We start from the raw sequence: 19,322 nt of genomic DNA on the forward strand, positions 1-19,322 counted from the left end.
GCCATGGGCGCAACACGCGCCAAAGGGAGAAGCGCATGGCCAGCGAAACCAAAAACCGCAAGAGTTTTGCCATTCAGGCCGGCTATTGCGAGGCCATGGCCGCGCCGATCACCGCGCGCATCTGCACCGCACTGGGCCAGGGGATCACCCGGAACAGCGAAACCGGGCGCCGCGTGCTCGACTGGCCGGGCGAGCCGGTGGCCGATGCGCTGGTACTGCGGCTGGTCGGCGGACTGCACGCGCTCCACCGCCGCGGCGTGCCGGAACTGCGCCGCATCTTCACCGGCGGTGAAACGGACATAGGGCGGATCGGTGCTACGCTGGATGGCGTGCTTTCGGCCTATGACTTCACGCTGCTACCCTGGCTCTACGGCCCGCCCCAGACGAACGAGGCGGGCCGCTCTGCCGGGCTGATGACCGGCATTCTCCATCTCGCCGCCCGCTATGGCCCGCGCTTCGAGGTGCTGGAAATCGGGTCGAGCGGCGGACTCAACCTGATGCTCGGCCGTTATCGCTTCGATCTGGGCGGGGTTGGCGTCGGCCCGGTCGCCTCGCCGGTAAAGATCCGCCCCGAATGGCGCGGCCCGCCACCGCCCGCCGCGCCGGTGGCGATCGTGTCGGCACGCGGTGTCGACATCGCCCCGCTCGACCTGAGCGGCGAGCAGGATGCCGAGCGGCTCCAGGCCTATTGCTGGGTCGATGCCGTGGAGCGCCAGACCCGGCTGGATGCCACCATCGCAATGCTGCGCGCCGAACCCGTCACGCTGGACAAGGGCGATGCAGGCGATTGGCTGGCGGCCCGCCTTGCCGAACCGCAACCCGAAGGCGTGACCCGCGTGCTGATGCACTCGGTGGTCTGGCAATATCTGCCCGACGCCACCCAGCACCGGATTGCCGATATGATGCAGGCCGCCGGCGCCGCCGCCAGCGCGGAACGCCCGCTCGGCTGGGTGATGATGGAGCCGAACCGAGACCTCCACCGACACGAAGTCCGCGTGCGCGGCTGGCCAGGCGACAGGCCGATGGAACTGGTCGCCCTCACCCACGCCCATGGCGCCTGGGTGGAGGGACTGGCGCCGCCCTATGAAACCCGCCCCTATGTGATGCGCCTAGAAACCTGAAATTCTAGCGAGGGCCGCGCCTGCCCAGCCAGTCGAGCAGCGCCTCCGTCACTTCGGCGGGCGCCTCCCACGGGATGAAGTGGCCGCCCTCGCGAATCGGCACCAGCGTATAGTCGGGGATCAGCGTCTCCAGCCCGTCGAGCAGGCAGGGCAGCAGGCCGCGATCCTTCATGCCCCAGATCACGAGCGTCGGCTGCGGCTGGAGCGGAAACGGCCCGTCGATCCAGCCCGGCCGCTCCGGCGTCTCGTCCATTGCCGGCACGATCAGTTGCGTCGCGCGATACCAGTTGAGCATCGCCGTCAGTGTGCCCGGCTGGCTCCACTGCGCCAGATAGATCGCCTTCTCCTCCGGCGGCACGGTGACCCCCAGATGCTCGCCGAACAGCGAGAGCAGAAACTGTTCGAGCGCACTGCGGTCGGGCGCGCGGTCCAGCTCGGTTTCGCGGAAGAAGCGGATATACTGGCTCGCCTTGCGCTGCGCCGCGTCGTCGAACAGCTTGCGCTGGAACACCTGCGGATGCGGCGCATTCAGAATCGCCAGCCGGGCGATCCGGTTCGGATTCTGCAACGCCGCCATCCAGGCGATCGCCCCGCCCCAATCATGTCCGACCAGCGCGAACCGGTCGATGTCCAGCGCATCCGCCAGCGCCAGCAGGTCGGCGGAGATCTTGTCGGGCGTGTAGTTGGTAACGCCGTCGGGCTTGGAGGAACCGGCATAGCCGCGCTGATCGGGTACGATCACACGATAGCGTTCCGCCAGAGCGGGAATCTGGTGACGCCAGGTGCGGTGCGATTCGGGAAAGCCGTGCAGCAGGATCACCGGCGGATTGGCCGCATCCCCGACCAGCGTCACGTCCAGCGCGACGCCGGTAGACAACGCAATCCGTTTGCATTCGCGCTCGATCATGCAACTCCCCCAGTCCCGGGCGGTTCGTACCGCTTCTGAACCGAAAAGATGCGCCGACCCGAAGGTTCCTGCAAGTGAAGGAAATTTACGGGTAGCTGACGGTTTTCGGCACTTCAGGTATCGGAATGAATTCCTTGTCGTCGCCGGGCACCTTGGGGAAGGCGCCGGCCTTCCAGTCTTCCTTGGCCTGGTTGATGCGGTCGCGACTCGACGAGACGAAGTTCCACCACACATGGCGCGACGTCTGGAACGCCTCGCCGCCGCAGAACATCACCCGCGCGCCGCGTTCGGAGCGGAGCGTCGCGCAAATGCCGGGTCGCAGAATGTAGAGCGTGGTCGGCACCAGCGGCATGCCGTCCAGGCTGGCCTCGCCGGTCGCCACATAAAGCGCGCGCTCGTCCGCTGCCGGGTCGATCGGCAGGCTGGCGCCGGCTTCCAGCGCAATATCGGCATAGATGGTCTGGGCGTAAGTGGTGGTCGGCGCAGCAGCACCCCACAGCTCGCCCATGATCACCCGCGCCCGCGCACCATGCGCCTCGACGATCGGCAAATCGCCTGCCGCGACGTGCTCGAACGCCGGATCACATTCCTCCACCGCTTCGGGCAGGGCAAGCCAGGTCTGGATGCCGGACAGTTCGGGCCCCTTTTCCCGCTCGGCAGAAGGCGAGCGTTCGGAATGGGTGATGCCGTGCCCGGCAGTCATCAGGTTGACCGCGCCGGGCTCGATCGTCGCAAAGGTGCCGAGCGAATCGCGATGGTCGATCGCCCCGGCGAACAGATAGGTGACGGTCGCCAGATTGATGTGCGGGTGCGGCCGCACGTCGATACCCGTGCCGACATCGAGGATCGCCGGCCCCATCTGGTCGAAGAAGATAAACGGGCCCACCATGGTGCGCGGCCGCGACGGTAGCGTGCGGTGCACCTTGAAGCCGCCCAGATCGTGCGTGGTCGGCTCGATCGTCTGGGTAATAAGGTCGTCGCGCATGCTCGCTCTCCCGTTGATCGCACGGGGATAGCGGCTCGCGCCGCTATAGCCCAGCCAAACAAGAGGATAGGTTCGGCAACGCTCCGTTTCGCGGGCGCCCGCTCACTCGCCCGGCGCGGTCGCCCGGATCGCCAGCGCGTGGATGCGCGTCGCCAGCAGGTCGGCCAGCGCCTGGTTGACCAGCCGCTGGCGCGCCACCCGTGACAGACCGGCAAAGGCGGGGCTTTCGATGGTGACGCTGAAATGGCTTTCGCCGGTTCCGTCATCGCCCAGATGGCCGCGATGCTGAGCACTGTCATTGCTGACGGTGAGCTGCGACGGGTGGAGCGCATGGGTGAGGCGGTCGGCGATCAGATCGGCCAAAGGGCCGGTGGCGAGGTCAGTCATCGCGCCTATATAGGCGGTTTGTTCGAGGGAGTCGCGTGGCCAGCCAGCAGCCGAAAAGGGATCGTCCGAATGCCCGTTTCCATGGTCGTGTGGAAGCGGAGGGAAGATTGTGCGCAGAGCCGGGCTGCACTGCCCCCGGCGAGTTTCGCGCGCCGCCGCTGGAAGGGGCGCATCGCAGTTTCGACGGACCGCCGCCGTTCCGCTGGCTGTGCCTCGATCATGTCCGCGCGTTCAACTCGGGCTATAACTTCTTCGCGGGCATGAGCCCCGACGAGATTCACGAGGCGCAGCGCCCGATCGCCGGCTGGGAGCGCGAGACGCGCGCGTTCAGCGCCACCGCCGGTGCCGACCATCCCCCGCGCTGGGCCGATTTCGCCGATCCGCTCGATGCGATCGGCGCCCGCTTCCGCGACCGGATGAAGGACCGCGGCGAGCGCAAGGACGGCAAGCCGCTGTCGGGCCGCGACCGCGAGGCGCTGAAAGTGCTCGACCTGACGATCGACGCCGACCGCACGGCGCTGCGCAAGCGCTATTCCGAACTGGTCCGCAAATATCACCCCGACCGCAATGGCGGCGACCGCAGCCACGAGACCCGGCTGCAACGGGTGATCGAAGCCTATCAGCAGCTCAGGGGTTCGCCCGCCTTCGCGTGAGGCGGCGGCGCCCGCTCGCGGGAGCCATCCAGTTTCGCTCTCCTCCCTGACAAGGGAAGGGCTGGGGGTGAGTGCGCGCGTCTGCGCGCTTCTAAAGACCCCCTTCCTGGTCGACAGCGACTCCCGCCGCCTGCGACGGCGGACCCACCCCCGCCCCCTCCCTGCAAGCAGGGAGGGGAGCAAAGGACCAACTGCCGAAGGGCTGCCCCCACCGGGAACGCTTGCCTTGCCCCTGCTTTACTATACGCTCCTTCCCACGCGACCGAGACCACGGTACACGCGGCGCGTGTCGCGACCCGCAACAGGGGAGGACAATACGCAATGACGATCGTTTATTTCGCCATCGTCTGCGGCCTGATCGCCGTCGCCTATGGCTTTCTGACCAGCCAGCAGGTGCTCCGCGCACCGGCGGGCAACGCCAAGATGCAGGACATCGCCGCCGCCATCCAGGAAGGCGCCCGCGCCTATCTGGGCCGGCAATATCGTACCATCGCGATTGTGGGCGTGCTCGTCGCGATCGTGTTGTTCGCCACGCTGGGGCTTATCCCGACCATCGGCTTCCTGATCGGCGCGATCCTGTCGGGCGTCGCCGGCTTTGTCGGCATGAACATTTCGGTGCGCGCGAATGTCCGCACCGCAGAGGCGGCGCGCGGCAGCCTGCAGGGCGGGCTTACCCTCGCCTTCCGCTCCGGCGCCATCACCGGCATGCTGGTGGCGGGACTGGGCCTGCTGTCGATCGCGGTGCTGTTCTGGTATCTGGTCGAGATTGCCCATCACGCGCCGGGCGACCGGCTGGTCGTGCTGACCCTCTCCACGCTTGCCTTCGGCGCCTCGCTGATCTCGATCTTCGCGCGACTGGGCGGCGGCATCTTCACCAAGGCGGCCGATGTCGGCGCCGATCTGGTCGGCAAGGTCGAGGCCGGCATTCCGGAGGACGACCCCCGCAACCCCGCCGTGATCGCCGATAATGTCGGCGACAATGTCGGCGACTGCGCGGGCATGGCCGCCGACCTGTTCGAAACCTATGTCGTGACGCTGGGCCTCACCATGGTGACGATCGCGCTGCTGATGCGCGGGCTCGATCCGGTGCTGCTCACCAAGCTGATGGCGCTGCCGCTGCTGGTCGGCGGCGTGTGCATCCTCACCTCGATCCTCGGCACCTATATGGTCCGCCTGGGCGGCAGCCAGTCGATCATGGGTGCGCTCTACAAGGGCTTCTGGACCACCGTCATTCTCGCGGTCGCGGCGATCTATGGCGTCACTTATTATACGCTGGGCGGCGACCTGCACACGGCGATCGGTTCGCTTGGCGAGCCCGCGTCGATGCTGAGCGACGGCACACTTTCCGCCGATGCGGTCGCGGCAAGCGCGGCGATGCCGAACGTGACCGGCATGGGGCTGTTCTGGTGCATGATGATAGGTCTGACCGTCACCGGCCTGCTGGTGTGGATCACCGAATATTATACCGGCACCAACTTCCGGCCGGTGAAGTCGATCGCCAAGGCGTCGGTGACCGGGCACGGCACCAACGTCATCCAGGGCCTCGCCATCAGCCTTGAGTCGACCGCGCTGCCGACGCTGGTGATCGTGGTCGCGGTGATCGCCACCTATCAGATCGCGGGCATCCTCGGCGTGGCCTTCGCCGCCACCGCGTTGCTGGCACTGGCCGGCATGGTGGTCGCGCTCGACGCCTATGGTCCGGTGACCGACAATGCCGGCGGCATCGCTGAAATGGCGGGGCTGGAGGACGAGGTTCGCCACAAGACCGACGCGCTCGACGCGGTGGGCAACACCACCAAGGCAGTGACCAAGGGCTATGCGATCGGCTCGGCGGCACTGGCGGCGCTGGTGCTGTTCGGTGCCTATACCACCGATCTCGACCATTATCACGACGCGCTGGGGCTGACCGGACCGGTCAACTTCTCGCTGTCCAACCCCTATATCATCGTCGGCCTACTGCTCGGCGCGCTGCTCCCCTATCTGTTCGGCGCGTTCGGCATGACTGCGGTGGGCCGCGCGGCGGGATCGGTGGTGGAAGATGTCCGCAGCCAGTTCCGCGACAATCCCGGCATCATGGCAGGCACCAGCCGGCCCAACTATGCCCGCACCGTCGACATCGTCACCAAGGCAGCGATCCGCGAGATGATCGTGCCCTCTCTGCTGCCGGTGCTGAGCCCGATCCTCGTCTATTTCCTGATCGCCGCGGTGGCGGGCAAGGAACAGGGCTTCGCCACGGTCGGGGCGATGCTGCTGGGCGTGATCGTATCCGGCCTGTTCGTCGCTATTTCGATGACGAGCGGCGGCGGCGCCTGGGATAACGCCAAGAAATATATCGAAGACGGCAATTACGGCGGCAAGGGCAGCGATGCCCACAAGGCCGCCGTCACCGGCGACACGGTCGGCGATCCCTACAAGGACACCGCCGGGCCGGCGGTGAACCCGATGATCAAGATCACCAATATCGTGGCGCTACTGCTCCTCGCGGCACTCGCGGGCGGCGGCACACACTAGAGCAAACCTACTAACCCGTGTTCCCCTCCCGCTTGCGGGAGGGGAGTTTTTGCCGCAATCGCCCCCGCTCTTGCCTTCCCGCCCTCAAATCGCCATCTCATGCGCGTAGAGGCGTGCGCTTACCGCGCCGCCTTCCCTTTTTCCCTTCAGCGCTGTAAGGGCGACGCACTTTTACGCGCGCTTATCCTCGAGAGGCATTTTTTGGCCAAAGAAGAACTGCTTGAAATGCGTGGGCAGGTTGTGGAGCTTCTCCCCAACGCCATGTTCCGCGTCCGGCTTGAGAACGACCATGAGATTCTCGGCCACACCGCCGGCAAGATGCGCAAGAACCGCATCCGCGTGCTGGTGGGCGACGAAGTGCTCGTCGAGCTGACGCCCTACGACCTGACCAAGGGCCGCATCACCTATCGCTTCAAGTAAGCAGGCGCGGCCCATGCGGCTCGTGCTCGCTTCCACTTCGCCGCGACGACGCGATCTGCTCACCCGGATCGGCGCCGCGCCAGACCGCATCGCCGCTCCGGATGTGGACGAAGATGTCCGTCCCGGCGAATTGCCGCGACCTTATGTCCTGCGTGTCGCCACCGCCAAGGCGCATGCGGTCGAACGTGCTGCGGACGAGATCGTCCTGGCCGGCGACACCACCATCGCAGTCGGCCGCCGCATTCTCGGCAAGCCCGAAGACGAAGCCGATCTGCGGCGGATGCTGGCGCTGCTTTCCGGCCGTCGCCACCATTGCCTCTCCGCCGTCTGCCTGATCGGCCCCGACGGCAAGGCCCGCACCCGCCTCTGCGATACGATCGTCGCGTTCAAGCGGCTGAGCGAAGCCGATATCGACTGGTACGTTGCCAGCGGTGAAGGCATGGGCAAGGCGGGCGGCTATGCCATTCAGGGCAAGGCGGAGGCGTTCGTGCGCTTCCTGTCCGGCAGCCATTCGGGCGTGGTCGGCCTGCCGGTGTTCGAGACCCGCGCACTCCTCGCCAGCGCCGGCTATTCCCTTGGCTGAGTGGCTGTACGAGGCGGGGATCGGCGAGAACCGCGCCGCCCTCGTCTCGCGCGGTACCATCTGGAAGGCGCGGATCGAGCTTGCCGGCCCAACCGTGCGCGTCGGCGCCGTCTGCACGGCTCGTCTGACCGACAAGTCCACCGGCAAGGTAACGCTTGATCAGGGCGGTGAGGCACTGTGCGATCCGCTGCCCAAGGGCATTACCCAAGGTGCTGCGCTGAAGGTCCGGATCGTGCGGGAGGCAATTCCCGAACCCGGCCGCGCCAAGCTGCCCAAGGCCGTCCCCGCCCCCGCCGATGCCGAACCTTGCGACGGCCCGGACCTGCTCGCCCGGATCACCGGCAGCAGCCACCCGGTCCGTACGCTCCGCTCCCATGAACCCGATCTGCTGGAGGAAGCAGGCTGGTCGGAAGTGCTGGAGGAAGCGTGGAGCGGCGAAATCGCCTTTGCCGGCGGGGCGCTGCGCATGTCGCCGACCCCGGCGATGACGCTGTTCGATGTTGACGGCGCCGCCCCTCTGGAGCCGCTGTCGATCGCCGCCGCACACGCCGTCGCCCGCGCGATCGAGCGGCTGGGCATCGGCGGGTCGATCGGCATCGACTTCCCGACGCTGAGCAGCAAGACCGCGCGGGTTGCCGTGGCGGAGGCGATCGACGCTGCCCTGCCCCAGCCGTTCGAGCGCACCGCCGTCAACGGCTTCGGCTTTCTCCAGATCGTCCGCCGTCGCAGCCGGCCCTCGCTACCCGAGCTGCTCCACGCCGATCCGGTCGGCGCCGCCGCCCGCGCCGAGCTGCGCCGGCTGGAACGCCTTCCCCCACCACCGCCGGCCACCCATATGTTGGACAACAGAATCGCCCGCCGCCTGGCGCGCGAGCCCGAATGGACCGAAGCGCTGGCGCGCCGCATGGGCGGCGCGGTTCAGTTCGTGAGCCCCAAGGAGTAACCCGATGCCCCGCGACGCCTGCCCGATCTGCGGCAAGCCTACCGCCCCGGAATTCAAGCCCTTTTGCAGCCGCGGTTGCAAGGATCGCGACCTGTTGCAATGGTTGGGCGAAGGCTATCGGGTTCCCGGGGAGCAGGTCGATCCAAATGCACATTCAGGGCTGGACAGCCACGATTCGCGCGACTAAGACGCGCGCTCCCCGGCGACCGCCGGTGTGCCCAGGTAGCTCAGTTGGTAGAGCATGCGACTGAAAATCGCAGTGTCGGCGGTTCGATTCCGTCCCTGGGCACCACTTCTCCTCCTTTCCGCAGCCACCCTGTCGTCGGCTGCACAGGCGCAGTCACAGGCCGTGCTGTTCGATGGCCATGCGGTGCCGACGATCGTCCATGACGATGCGACCTCGGCAAGGCTGGTCAGCGAACTGCTCGCCCGCGACCTCACCGCGCTGACCGGCCATAGCCCCGCGGTTTCGGGCGACCTTGCGCAATGCGACCGGCTTTGCGTGGTGATCGGCGCACAGGACTCCGCACTGATCCGCGCCGCCGCCAGCGATGCCGGTGTCGATCTGTCGGCGCTGGACGGCCAGTGGGAGCGCTATGTCCGCGTGCTGGCGCGGTCGAAGCAGCATCCCGGCCGCCGCTATCTGCTGATCGCGGGCTCCGATCCGCGCGGGGCGATCTGGGGGGCGATCGACCTGACCCGCGAACTGGGCGTTTCCGCCTGGGAATGGTGGGCCGATGTCACGCCGCGCCACGCCGACCGGCTGGTGGTCGACGGGCGGCGTATCCTGTCCGACGCGCCGTCGGTCCAGTATCGCGGCATCTTCCTCAACGACGAGGATTGGGGGCTGCAGCCCTGGGCTGCGAAAACCTATGAACCGGAAACCGGCGATATAGGCCCGAAAACCTATGCCCGCATCTTCGAGCTGATGTGGCGCCTGAAGGCCAATCTGATCTGGCCGGCGATGCACGAAAGCACCAGGCCGTTCTACCAGATCCCCGGCAATGCCGAAGTCGCGCGCGATTATGCCATCGTCGTCGGCACCTCGCATGCCGAACCGATGATGCGCAACAATGTGCGCGAGTGGGACGAGGCGAAGGACGGGCCGTTCAACTTCTTCACCAATCGAGACCGCATGGTCGCGTATTGGCGCCGTCGCGTCGATCAGGTGAAGGCTTTCGAGAATGTCTATACGATCGGGCTGCGGGGCAAGCATGACTCGGCGCTGGAAGGCGCCCGCACGCCCGAGCAGGCGCGCGACGCCACGGTCGATGCCATCGCTGTCCAGCGCGACCTTCTCGCCGCGGCGCAGGGCAAACCGGCCACGCAGGTGCCGCAGGCGCTGACGCTCTACAAGGAAGTCCTAGACGTCTATCGCACCGGGCTGAAGGTGCCCGATGATGTGACGCTCGTATGGCCCGAGGACAATTACGGCTATATCAACCAGTTGCCGACCGCCGCCGAACGAGCGCGGTCGGGCGGGTCGGGCGTATATTACCACATCTCCTATTGGGGCCGCCCGCACGACTATCTGTGGCTGGCGACGACGCATCCGGGGCTGATCCGCGAGCAGATGGAGCGTGCCTGGACGCTGGGCGCGCGCAAGCTGTGGGTCGTCAATGTCGGCGACATCAAGCCGGGCGAATATCTGGCGAACTACTTCCTGGACCTCGCCTTCGATGCGCGGTTGCTCGGCAAGCCCGCGCGAGCACATCTCGCCGACTGGGCTGGGCGCCAGTTCGGCGCGGCCGCGGCGCAACCCGTCGCCGACATATTGATGGACTATTACGACCTCGCCTTTGCGCGGAAGCCCGAATTCATGGGCTTCAGCCAGGTCGAGCCCGAGACGCCGATCCGGATCGGTGATTTCGTGCGCTCGGGCGGGGACGAGGCGCAGGCGCGGGTCGCCCGCTATCAGGCGCTGGTGGCGAAGGCCGAGGCACTGGCGGCGACACTGCCCGCCGATCGGCGCGACGCCTATTTCCAGACCGTGCTCTATCCGGTGCGGGGCGCCGCCAATCTCAACCTGCGCAATCTGAAGCTCGATCTTGCCGCGCTCTATGCCCGTCAGGGCCGGGCCAGCGCCAATGCCTATGTCGATCAGGCACAGGCCGCGCATCAGGCGATCGTCGCCGATACTGCCGCCTATAATACGCAGGTCGGCGGCAAGTGGCGCGGCATCATGGACATGGCGCCGCGCCGGCTGGCGGTGTTCGCCGAGCCCGCCTATCCGAAGATCGCGCTGCCGCCGGTCGGCCAATGCGGCGCCGATGCCGCGACCCTGCGCTTCACGCCCGGCATTGCCGAAACGCGGTGGCTGACCGTCTATGGCAAGGGCGCGGTAAGCGACTGGACGCTGGAGGGGTTGGCCGGCGTCGAAGTCACGACGCGGCAGGGGCGGCTCGATGCCGGGAACGGCTATGAGATGCGGGTCGCGCTGCAGTATGACGGCAAGGGCAATGTCGCGCCCGGCAAAATCCATTGCCAGGGCACGATGGTCTATCTCGAGCCGGTGATGCTGCCCTTCCCCGGCGGCGATGCGACGCCCGAAGTGAACCGGATCATCTCGATAACGCCTGCCGACCGCGCAGTGGCGCCGGGCGGCGCCTGGGAACGCATCGAGGGCCTTGGGTCACGCGGCGCTGTGCTGCGCAGCCGGCTCGACCTCGCTTCGAGTACGCGCGCTGACGCGGTGGCGCCGGTCGTGCTACCCTTCCGGCTTGCGACCAGGGGCGACGCGCAGTTGCGCATTGTCGCACTGCCGGTGCATCCGCTCACTGCTGCCAACGGATTGCGGCTGGGCGTGCGCGTCGATGCCGGACCGGTCACCGTGCTCGACTATGAAACCCATGGCCGCAGCGACGAGTGGAAGGCGAATGTGCTGTCGAACAGCGCGGCGCGCACGCTGCCGCTGGGTCAGCTAGCCGCCGGTGCACATCGGGTAGAGCTGTACGCGATGGACCCCGGCTTCCTGCTCGACCGGGTCGATGTGCGCCTCGACGGTGCGCCCGATTATTATGGCGCGCCGCCGACCCGCTGAGCCGCCAGTTCGGCAGCGGCAACCTCGCGCAACCGCCGGGCCGCATCGGGGCTGATGCCGAGGTCTTCGGCGGCATGTTCCTTGCCGGCGAGCGAGCGCGGGTCGGCGCCGGTGATCGCGCCGAATTCGACCAGCGCCTCCAGATAATAGCCCTCCGCGCTGGCGTGATACTGGTCCCAGGTCCACAGGCTGATCTGGCCAAAGGCGATACCGTCATAGGGATTGGGATCGGCCAGCCGGTCACGGATTGCCCGGTTGAAGGCGGTGCCGACGGGCAGCACCGCGTGGATACCGGACCCATTTCCCAAGGCCAGACGATTGGCGGCGAGCAAATCCTCGGCCATGCGGAAGATCGACTGGCCATGCCAGTGACCGCCCGGGCGATAGGTAATGTCGGGCCGCGACCATGTCGCCACCAGATCGACTTGCGCGGCGGGGTTGCGGCGATGGAACAGATCGGCCAGCGCCCGGGCGGCGGCAAGATGGCGCGTGGGATCGCCCGGCCGCTCGGCATCCAGCGTGCTATACCCCTGCAGCACCACCACATCCCAAGGACGGTCGATCAGCGCACGCTTGTTGGCCAGGTGCCAGGCAAGATCCTTGCCGGGCGAGGTTTCGAGGCTGACCTGCCAGTCGAGATGCAGCGCATCGGCAAAGCTCTTGAACAGCGCGGGCACACCGCCGATCCGTTCCATATTCAGGTCGGCGACGTGGCTGGCGTGATAGCGCAGCACCGGCGAATTGGCCCCGAAGGTGAAGCTGTTGCCGACGAACAGGATGGTACGCGCCTCAGCAACGCCGCTGAGCCCGGCAAGGACGAACAGCGACGCGACCAGCCATCGACTGCGGCGCAGAACGCCGCCAAAGAGCATAGCAGACATAAGGCCATTTTGCCGCCTGCCGCCCGCCCGCACAACCGGCGATGACAGTCGAACGGCACGCCTCATATTTCCGGGGTCAACTGGTTCATGCGCAACTATATCCCCGACGCGAAAACTGCATTTCACCGAACACTGCCATTCTGAACGTTAATTATGGCATTTTGCACCGCTCATCATAATAAAAACGGCCGGTGACATCTTGTCATTGCTGCCGAAGTGGGCTGAAATTTACCAACCGCGCAATCATCGCGCGGGCCGGGGAGCAAAATATATATGTCGGCAGCGCGTTCGGGGGTTTCGGTCGTGGTACTGGCCGCGTTGCTGGCGAGTTGCGGCGGGGGCGGAAGCGGGGGATCGGTATCCCAGCCCGGCACCAGCACGGCCCCGACACCCACGCCACCCCCGACGCCTACGCCCACTTCGGCCGCCTGCACCCTGCGCGCGCGCGAGGATTGGCTGCTCGCCGCAATGCGTGAATGGTATCTGTTCCCGGAAACGCTGCCGGCGACGCTGGATCCGACGCCTTATAGCAATGCGAGCGACTATCTCGACGCACTGACCGCCACCGCCCGCTCGCAGGGGCGCGATCGGCATTTCACCTATCTGACGTCAATCGCGCAGGAAAATGCCTATTATTCGTCCGGTTCGAGCGCCGGCTACGGCTTTCGCCTTGCCACCGACGGCGGCACCGGAATCTGGGTGATCGAAAGCTATGAAGGCACCAGCGCGCTGCAGGCGGGCATCGATCGCGGCACCCAGATTCTGGCGATCGGTACCAGCAGCAGCAATCTCCAGAACGTCAGCGACATCATCAACAGCCAGGGGCTGGACGGCGTAACCGCTGCGCTGGGGCCCGACACCGCCGGCACGACCCGCGCGCTGCGCGTTCAGGATCTGAACGGCGCCACGCGCACGGTTTCCGTGACCAAGACCGACTTTACCCTCGCACCGGTTTCATCGCGATATGGCGCACAAATACTGACCGATCCGGTCAGCGGCGGGCGCGTTGGCTATGTCAATCTGCGCACCTTCATCAGCACCGCCGAACCGGCCTTGCGCAGCGCCTTTTCGAACTTCAAGGCACAAGGGATCACCAATGTGATCGTCGACCTGCGCTATAATGGCGGCGGACTCCTATCGATCGCGCAGCTGTTCGGCGACCTGCTGGGCGGTGCGCGGACGACCAGCGATGTGCTCAACTATACGGCGTTCCGGCCGGAAAAGTCCGCCAATGACGAGGTCCGTTACTTTGCGCCCCAGCCCGAATCGATCGCGCCGACGCGCATCGCCTTTATCGGCACGCGGGGCACAGCGTCGGCGAGCGAGCTGGTGATCAATACCCAGATTCCCTATCTCCACGCCAATGCCGCGCTGGTCGGCACCAACACCTATGGCAAGCCGGTCGGCCAGATTGCGCTGGACAAGCCGGAATGCGACGACCGGCTGCGCGTGATCGCCTTCGCGACCCAGAATGCCAACCATCAGGGCAATTATTTCAGCGGCCTCGCCAATACGGTGGAGGCAAGCTGCAGCGCGATCGACGACATTTCCTATCCGCTGGGCGACCCGCGCGAGTCATCGATACGGGCCGCACTCGATTTCGTCGCCGGGCGCAGTTGCAGCCGGATCAGCAGCACTGCCAGCCTGAGTGTCGAAAGCGTCGGCACCAAACGCGAACGCCTGCTGCTGTCGCCGGCGCGGCCCAGCCCCGTACAACGCGACGTGCCCGGCTCCTTCTAGACGCTAAAGATCAGGCGGCGATGTCCTGACTGCGATGCATGGCACGCATCGCGGCAACCTCCTTGCGGACCATGTCGAGCGCCAGTATCGCAATCTGGCTACCGGAATCATCCCCTGCGATCAGGCGCCGCTGGGTGATTCCTAGCGACATCGCCATCAGGAGATCGGCAAGAGCCCTGCGTCGCTCCGCCAGTTCTTCGCCGGGCGCGAGTGCAGCCATTGCCGCGTACATCGCGCTCTCCACGTCGCGACGAACCTCCTCGAAGACGGCGGCCACCCGGCCGTTGCGCGCACATTCCGCAATGATCTCCCCCAGCAGCGGATCGGAATCGTCCCGTCCCGAATCGAGAAAATCGGCGATCCACCGCCAGATCAGGTCCGCGTCACCGTGCACGATTCCGCGCTGCAACGAATCATGGTCGAGAAACTCCAAGCAGTCGGCTTGGACGATGGCCGCCACAATCTCTTCCTTGGATGCAAAATCCCGGTAAATCTGCCCTACCGCGACCCCTGATTCCTTCGCGATCTGCGCGACGCCGGTTGCATGAAAACCGTTTGCAACAAACAACATGCGCGCTGCAGCAATGATTCGCTGCCGACGCGCCTCCGCCCGATTGCCGCTCGCCCCATGCTCCTCACCCACGACTGACACCTTCATTTGCGCCTATAATTCCTTCTTGACCCGGTCACTTGCTTCGCAGTAGCGGCGAATGTGAGCGAACGTTCACTCACATATATCATTCGGCAGGCATACGCATGACATTTTTTCGTCACTCCACGCCGGCTCTGGCACTTCTGCTTGCCGCTTGTGGCAGCCAGTCTCCACAACAGGGTGCTCCTGGTGGCCCCGGCGGGGCAGGTGCTGGTGGTCCGCCGCCGGTTTCCTTTGTGACCGTCCAGCAACAGGCTGTCACGCTGACGTCCGAGTTGCCCGGGCGGACTTCGCCCTTTGAGACGTCTGACGTACGGCCGCAGGTGAACGGCATCATCGAAGCGCGGCTGTTCACCGAAGGCGACATGGTACGCCAGGGCCAGCCCCTCTACCGGATCGATGCCGCGCCCTATCGCGCGCAGGTCGCCAGCGCGCGCGCCACGCTCGCCCGTGCCCAGGCATCGATCGCGACGAGCGAAGCGCTGGCGCGTCGTTATGGCGAACTCGTCAAGATCAACGCGATCGCCAAGCAGGACTATGAAAACGCCGTCGCAGCCGCCGCACAGGCACGCGCCGATGTCGCGGCCCAGCAGGCGGCGTTACGCAATGCCGAGATCGATCTGGGCCGTACACTGGTCCGCGCGCCGATCAGCGGCCGGATCGGGCGCTCGCTCTACACGACGGGCGCGCTGGTATCCGCGGCCCAGGCGGGTGCACTGACGACCATCCAGCGCCTCGACCCGATCTATGTCGACATCCAGCAGTCGAGCGCCGACATCCTCAAGCTCCGCCAGCAGATCATGGCCGGCAAGGTATCGCGCGATGGCAATGCCAAGGTGCAGTTGATCCTTGAGGACGGCAATACCTATGGCCCGGAAGGCGAGATGCGTTTCGCCGATGTAACGGTCGATCCGAGCACCGGCAGCCAGGTGATCCGCGCACTGTTCCCTAATCCGAACGGGCTGCTGCTGCCCGGCATGTTCGTGCGTGCGCGGCTTGCCCAGGGAACCCAGCAGAGTGCCATGCTAGTTCCCCAGCGGGCCGTTAGCCGCGACGAGCGCGGCAATCCGCTGGTTATGGTGGTAGGCGCTGGCAACAAGATGGAACCCCGCCCGATCCAGACCAGCCGCACGTCCGGCGACAACTGGGTGGTCACCAGCGGGCTGAAGCCCGGGGACAAGGTGATTGTCGAAGGTGCGATGATGCTGCGCCCGGGGATGCCGGTAACGCCGCAGCCTTGGAACCCGAACGCCAAGCCGGCGGCCGGCCAGCCGGGCGCCCCGAACACTGCACAGGCGAAGTAAGGTCCATGTCGCGCTATTTCATCGATCGCCCCATTTTCGCATGGGTTATCGCGATCATCCTGATGCTGGCAGGCCTGCTGGCAATCCGCAGCCTGCCGATCGCCCAGTTCCCCGAGATTGCACCGCCGGCAGTCTCGATCACGGCGACCTATCCAGGCGCGGACGCGCAGACACTGGAAAACACGACGACGCAGATCATCGAACAGCAGATGAAGGGGATCGACCACCTTCGCTACTTCTCGTCGTCCTCGTCCTCCTCCGGTACGGTTACGATTACCCTCACCTTCGAGCAGGGAACCAATCCCGACATCGCCCAGGTGCAGGTGCAGAACAAGCTGCAGGCGGCCACACCACTGCTTCCCCAGGAAGTACAGCAACAGGGGCTGCGCGTTGCCAAGGCAACCCAGAATTTCCTGCTGGTGGTCGGTCTCTATTCGGAAAATGGCGCGCATAATGGCGCAGATCTTTCCGACTATGTCGTCGCCAAGCTGCAGGATCCGTTGTCGCGGGTCTCCGGCGTGGGCGATACCGAAGTGTTCGGCTCGCAATATGCGATGCGTATCTGGGTCGATCCGGTCAAGCTGACCAACTACGCGCTGACCGTGGACGACGTGACCCAGGCGATCCGCGCGCAGAACGCGCAGGTCTCCGCCGGCCAGCTCGGCGCGTTGCCGGCACCCAAGGAGCAAATGCTCAACGCCACCGTCTCTGTACAGTCGCGCCTGACCACGCCAGACCAGTTCGGCGCGATCCGCCTGAAGAGCGGCAGCGACGGTTCAGTCGTCCGGCTACGCGATGTGGCGCGGGTGGAAATCGGCGCCGAAGTTTACGGCTTCGACGTGCAATTCAACGGCAAACCGTCAACCGGCATTGCTATCAAGCTGGCCCCGGGGGCGAATGCGCTGACCACCGTCGATGCAGTGAAGGCACGCGTGGCGGAGATCGCCAAAACCTTCCCTAGCGACATCAAGGTCATCTATCCCTATGACTCGACGCCGTTCGTGCGGCTTTCGGTCGAACAGGTCGTCCACACGCTGATCGAGGCAGTCGTCCTCGTCTTCCTGGTGATGTTCCTGTTCCTGCAGAATTTCCGCGCCACGCTGATCCCGACGATCGCCGTGCCGGTAGTGCTGCTCGGCACCTTCGCGGTGATGGCGATCGCCGGCTTCTCGATCAACACGCTGACACTGTTCGGCATGGTGCTGGCGATCGGCCTGCTCGTCGACGATGCCATCGTCGTCGTCGAAAATGTCGAGCGCCTGATCGTTACCGAACATCTCAGTCCCGTCGATGCCGCGCGCAAGTCGATGGACGAAATCTCGAGCGCGCTGGTCGGCATCGCGATGGTGCTGTCTGCCGTATTTGTTCCGATGGCGTTCTTCGGCGGATCGACCGGCGTGATCTATCGCCAGTTCTCGATCACCATAGTCTCGGCAATGGTGCTCTCGGTGTTCGTCGCATTGATCCTCACTCCGGCGCTTTGCGCAACGATCCTCAAGCCGCACGATCCGAGCAAGCTTGAAGGCCATGGTCCGCTCGCCCGCTTCTTCCGCTGGTTCAACGAGAAGTTCGACCAGGGGCAGGCGCGCTATGAGAAAGGCGTGCGCGGTACCACGCGGAGCTGGAAGCGGTCGGCACTGGTCTATCTGCTGATAATCGGCGGCATGAGCTTCCTGTTCCTGCGCCTGCCATCGGGCTTCCTGCCGGACGAAGACCAGGGCATCGTTCTTGCGCTGGTTCAGGGCCCCTCGGGCGCGACGTCGGCGCGCACCGAGAAGGGTCTCGCGATTATCCGCAACCACTTCCTCCAGAAGGAAGCGGGCAATGTGCAGGGCGTGTTCACGATAAACGGTTTCAGCTTTGCGGGCGCGGGCCAGAATAGCGGCCTCGCTTTCATTCCGCTGAAGGACTGGAAGGAACGCCGCGGCAGCGCCAATTCGGCGCAGGCGATTGCCGCTCGCTCCATGGCGACATTCAGCCAGTATCATGACGGGCTGATCTTCGCGACGACGCCGCCAGCGGTACAGGAACTGGGCAATGCCACGGGCTTCGACCTGCAGCTCGTCGATGTCGGAGGACTGGGCCACGAAGGACTGCTCCAGGCGCGGAACATGATGCTGGGTATGGCGATGCAGAACCCCAAGCTGGTCGGCGTCCGCCCGAACTCACTGGAAGACGCGCCGCAGCTCAAGGTCGATATCGATCAGGACAAGGCAAAGGCGCTGGGCCTCGACCTCGGATCGATCAACAGCACGATCGCGACCGCCTGGGGCGGCAGCTATGTCAACGATTTCATCGACCGTGGCCGCGTCAAGCGCGTCTATGTTCAGGCCGATGAGCCCTATCGCCTGCGTCCGGAGGACATCGCCAGCCTGTACGTCCGCAGTCCTACCGGCACGATGGCGCCGTTCACCGCCTTCTCGACCCTGTCGTGGCAAACGGCGCCGGTGCAGCTCACGCGCTATAACGGCCAGCCGGCGATCGAGATTCTGGGTGCCCCCGCCCCCGGCGTTTCGACCGGCGATGCGATGGCAATCATGGAATCGATTCATGCCAAGCTGCCGCCGGGCACGGCGCTCGAATGGACCGGCCTCTCCTATGAGGAAAAGGCCTCGGGCGGCCAGGCACCTGCGCTTTATGCCCTGTCGTTGCTGATCGTGTTCCTGTGCCTTGCTGCGCTGTATGAAAGCTGGTCGGTGCCACTGTCGGTTATCCTGGTGGTGCCGCTGGGCGTTATCGGCGCGCTGCTGGCGGCCTGGCTGACGGGTCTCGGCAACGACATCTATCTGCAGGTCGGCCTGATCACCACGATCGGCGTGTCGGCGAAGAACGCGATCCTGATCGTCGAGTTTGCCGAGGAACGGATGCGCGAAGGCATGTCGGCGTTCGACGCCGCGATCACCGCCGCCAAGCTCCGTCTGCGGCCGATCCTGATGACCAGTCTGGCGTTCGTGTTCGGCGTGCTGCCGCTCGCGATCTCGACGGGCGCGGGTGCCGGCGGTCAGCACGCGATCGGCCGCGCGGTGGTGGGCGGTATGCTTTCCGCCACCGTATTGGCGATCTTCCTGGTGCCGATGTTCTTTGTGGTGGTGCGAGGCGCGTTCGGCGGCCGCAAGACCAAGCGAACGGAGACACCGACAGAACCGCACGACAATGGCGGCGCCAATGCGCCGCAGGGAGCCTGAAGGCCGTGAA

The 19,322-nt window shown here is 65.7% G+C and carries 16 protein-coding genes and 1 tRNA gene; 12 read left to right on the forward strand and 5 right to left on the reverse strand.

From position 1 onward, the window contains the following. The first annotated feature begins 35 nt into the window (after positions 1 to 35). Positions 36 to 1,121: a DUF2332 domain-containing protein gene (locus ACT53M_RS07420; RefSeq protein WP_476232449.1), complete on the forward strand. Its 1,086-nt coding sequence runs from the start codon at positions 36 to 38 to the stop codon at positions 1,119 to 1,121. A gap of 4 nt (positions 1,122 to 1,125) precedes the next feature. Here ACT53M_RS07420 and ACT53M_RS07425 read toward each other — a convergent pair whose 3' ends face one another. The 3 genes from ACT53M_RS07425 to ACT53M_RS07435 form a co-directional block, all read right to left on the reverse strand. Continuing rightward, on the reverse strand, positions 1,126 to 2,028 hold the full coding sequence (locus tag ACT53M_RS07425) for an alpha/beta fold hydrolase (protein ID WP_476232450.1): 903 nt from the start codon (positions 2,026 to 2,028) through the stop codon (positions 1,126 to 1,128). A gap of 85 nt (positions 2,029 to 2,113) precedes the next feature. Continuing rightward, positions 2,114 to 3,013: a pirin family protein gene (locus ACT53M_RS07430; protein ID WP_476232451.1), complete on the reverse strand. Its 900-nt coding sequence runs from the start codon at positions 3,011 to 3,013 to the stop codon at positions 2,114 to 2,116. Between the two features lie 102 nt (positions 3,014 to 3,115). Then, positions 3,116 to 3,400: a BolA family protein gene (locus ACT53M_RS07435; protein WP_476232452.1), complete on the reverse strand. Its 285-nt coding sequence runs from the start codon at positions 3,398 to 3,400 to the stop codon at positions 3,116 to 3,118. A gap of 89 nt (positions 3,401 to 3,489) precedes the next feature. Between ACT53M_RS07435 and ACT53M_RS07440 the strand changes: the two genes are divergently transcribed. The 8 genes from ACT53M_RS07440 (at position 3,490) to ACT53M_RS07475 (ending at position 11,550) form a co-directional block, all read left to right on the forward strand. After that, a complete protein-coding gene (locus ACT53M_RS07440) occupies positions 3,490 to 4,053 on the forward strand; it encodes a J domain-containing protein (RefSeq protein ID WP_476233221.1) in 564 nt (187 codons plus the stop codon). Positions 4,054 to 4,374: 321 nt separating this feature from the next. Beyond that, complete coding sequence (locus ACT53M_RS07445) at positions 4,375 to 6,564, forward strand: sodium-translocating pyrophosphatase (protein ID WP_476232453.1); 2,190 nt, start codon at positions 4,375 to 4,377, stop codon at positions 6,562 to 6,564. Positions 6,565 to 6,765: 201 nt separating this feature from the next. After that, a complete protein-coding gene (gene infA / locus ACT53M_RS07450; protein WP_003049127.1) occupies positions 6,766 to 6,984 on the forward strand; it encodes a translation initiation factor IF-1 in 219 nt (72 codons plus the stop codon). Positions 6,985 to 6,997: 13 nt separating this feature from the next. Then, a complete protein-coding gene (locus tag ACT53M_RS07455; RefSeq protein ID WP_476232454.1) occupies positions 6,998 to 7,567 on the forward strand; it encodes a Maf family protein in 570 nt (189 codons plus the stop codon). Beyond that, positions 7,560 to 8,510 carry a ribonuclease E/G gene (locus ACT53M_RS07460; RefSeq protein ID WP_476232455.1) on the forward strand — a complete coding sequence of 317 codons (951 nt, stop codon included), beginning with the start codon at positions 7,560 to 7,562 and terminating at the stop codon, positions 8,508 to 8,510. Before ACT53M_RS07455 ends, ACT53M_RS07460 begins: the two co-directional genes overlap by 8 nt. A gap of 4 nt (positions 8,511 to 8,514) precedes the next feature. Further along, the gene (locus ACT53M_RS07465) at positions 8,515 to 8,697 is read left to right on the forward strand and encodes a DNA gyrase inhibitor YacG (protein ID WP_476232456.1); all 183 of its coding nucleotides are present in this window, start codon (positions 8,515 to 8,517) and stop codon (positions 8,695 to 8,697) included. A 29-nt stretch (positions 8,698 to 8,726) separates the two neighbouring features. Then, positions 8,727 to 8,802: transfer RNA gene (locus ACT53M_RS07470), tRNA-Phe, on the forward strand. Continuing rightward, positions 8,770 to 11,550, forward strand: a complete 2,781-nt coding sequence (locus ACT53M_RS07475; RefSeq protein WP_476232457.1) for a glycosyl hydrolase 115 family protein — start codon at positions 8,770 to 8,772, stop codon at positions 11,548 to 11,550. Before ACT53M_RS07470 ends, ACT53M_RS07475 begins: the two co-directional genes overlap by 33 nt. Here the strand turns inward: ACT53M_RS07475 and ACT53M_RS07480 are convergent. Next, entirely contained in the window at positions 11,526 to 12,431 is a 906-nt protein-coding gene (locus ACT53M_RS07480) for a PEP-CTERM sorting domain-containing protein (RefSeq protein ID WP_476232458.1), read from the reverse strand. The two genes, ACT53M_RS07475 and ACT53M_RS07480, sit on opposite strands and share 25 nt — an antisense overlap. Positions 12,432 to 12,704: 273 nt before the next feature. On the opposite strand from ACT53M_RS07480, the gene ACT53M_RS07485 reads away from it, so the two are divergent. Beyond that, positions 12,705 to 14,171, forward strand: a complete 1,467-nt coding sequence (locus ACT53M_RS07485; RefSeq protein WP_476232460.1) for a S41 family peptidase — start codon at positions 12,705 to 12,707, stop codon at positions 14,169 to 14,171. A 10-nt stretch (positions 14,172 to 14,181) separates the two neighbouring features. Here ACT53M_RS07485 and ACT53M_RS07490 read toward each other — a convergent pair whose 3' ends face one another. Next, positions 14,182 to 14,829, reverse strand: coding sequence for a TetR/AcrR family transcriptional regulator (locus tag ACT53M_RS07490; RefSeq protein ID WP_476228692.1), 648 nt, complete (start codon positions 14,827 to 14,829; stop codon positions 14,182 to 14,184). A gap of 98 nt (positions 14,830 to 14,927) precedes the next feature. Between ACT53M_RS07490 and ACT53M_RS07495 the strand changes: the two genes are divergently transcribed. Together ACT53M_RS07495 and ACT53M_RS07500 are read left to right on the forward strand one after the other, a co-directional pair. Beyond that, a complete protein-coding gene (locus tag ACT53M_RS07495) occupies positions 14,928 to 16,127 on the forward strand; it encodes an efflux RND transporter periplasmic adaptor subunit (protein WP_476232462.1) in 1,200 nt (399 codons plus the stop codon). 5 nt (positions 16,128 to 16,132) lie between these two features. Beyond that, positions 16,133 to 19,312, forward strand: a complete 3,180-nt coding sequence (locus ACT53M_RS07500) for an efflux RND transporter permease subunit (RefSeq protein ID WP_476232464.1) — start codon at positions 16,133 to 16,135, stop codon at positions 19,310 to 19,312. The last annotated feature ends 10 nt before the right edge of the window (positions 19,313 to 19,322 follow it).

Source organism: Sphingomonas sp. DMC6 (assembly GCF_056314225.1).

Bases quoted from the DNA above. Each gene is read 5' to 3' on its own strand.
- ACT53M_RS07480 (WP_476232458.1), bottom strand. From the start codon at position 12,431: ATGTCTGCTATGCTCTTTGGCGGCGTTCTGCGCCGCAGTCGATGGCTG.
- ACT53M_RS07455 (WP_476232454.1), top strand. From the start codon at position 6,998: ATGCGGCTCGTGCTCGCTTCCACTTCGCCGCGACGACGCGATCTGCTC.
- ACT53M_RS07430 (WP_476232451.1), bottom strand. From the start codon at position 3,013: ATGCGCGACGACCTTATTACCCAGACGATCGAGCCGACCACGCACGAT.
- ACT53M_RS07465 (WP_476232456.1), top strand. From the start codon at position 8,515: ATGCCCCGCGACGCCTGCCCGATCTGCGGCAAGCCTACCGCCCCGGAA.
- ACT53M_RS07495 (WP_476232462.1), top strand. From the start codon at position 14,928: ATGACATTTTTTCGTCACTCCACGCCGGCTCTGGCACTTCTGCTTGCC.
- ACT53M_RS07500 (WP_476232464.1), top strand. From the start codon at position 16,133: ATGTCGCGCTATTTCATCGATCGCCCCATTTTCGCATGGGTTATCGCG.
- ACT53M_RS07490 (WP_476228692.1), bottom strand. From the start codon at position 14,829: ATGAAGGTGTCAGTCGTGGGTGAGGAGCATGGGGCGAGCGGCAATCGG.
- ACT53M_RS07425 (WP_476232450.1), bottom strand. From the start codon at position 2,028: ATGATCGAGCGCGAATGCAAACGGATTGCGTTGTCTACCGGCGTCGCG.
- ACT53M_RS07485 (WP_476232460.1), top strand. From the start codon at position 12,705: ATGTCGGCAGCGCGTTCGGGGGTTTCGGTCGTGGTACTGGCCGCGTTG.
- ACT53M_RS07445 (WP_476232453.1), top strand. From the start codon at position 4,375: ATGACGATCGTTTATTTCGCCATCGTCTGCGGCCTGATCGCCGTCGCC.
- ACT53M_RS07435 (WP_476232452.1), bottom strand. From the start codon at position 3,400: ATGACTGACCTCGCCACCGGCCCTTTGGCCGATCTGATCGCCGACCGC.
- ACT53M_RS07420 (WP_476232449.1), top strand. From the start codon at position 36: ATGGCCAGCGAAACCAAAAACCGCAAGAGTTTTGCCATTCAGGCCGGC.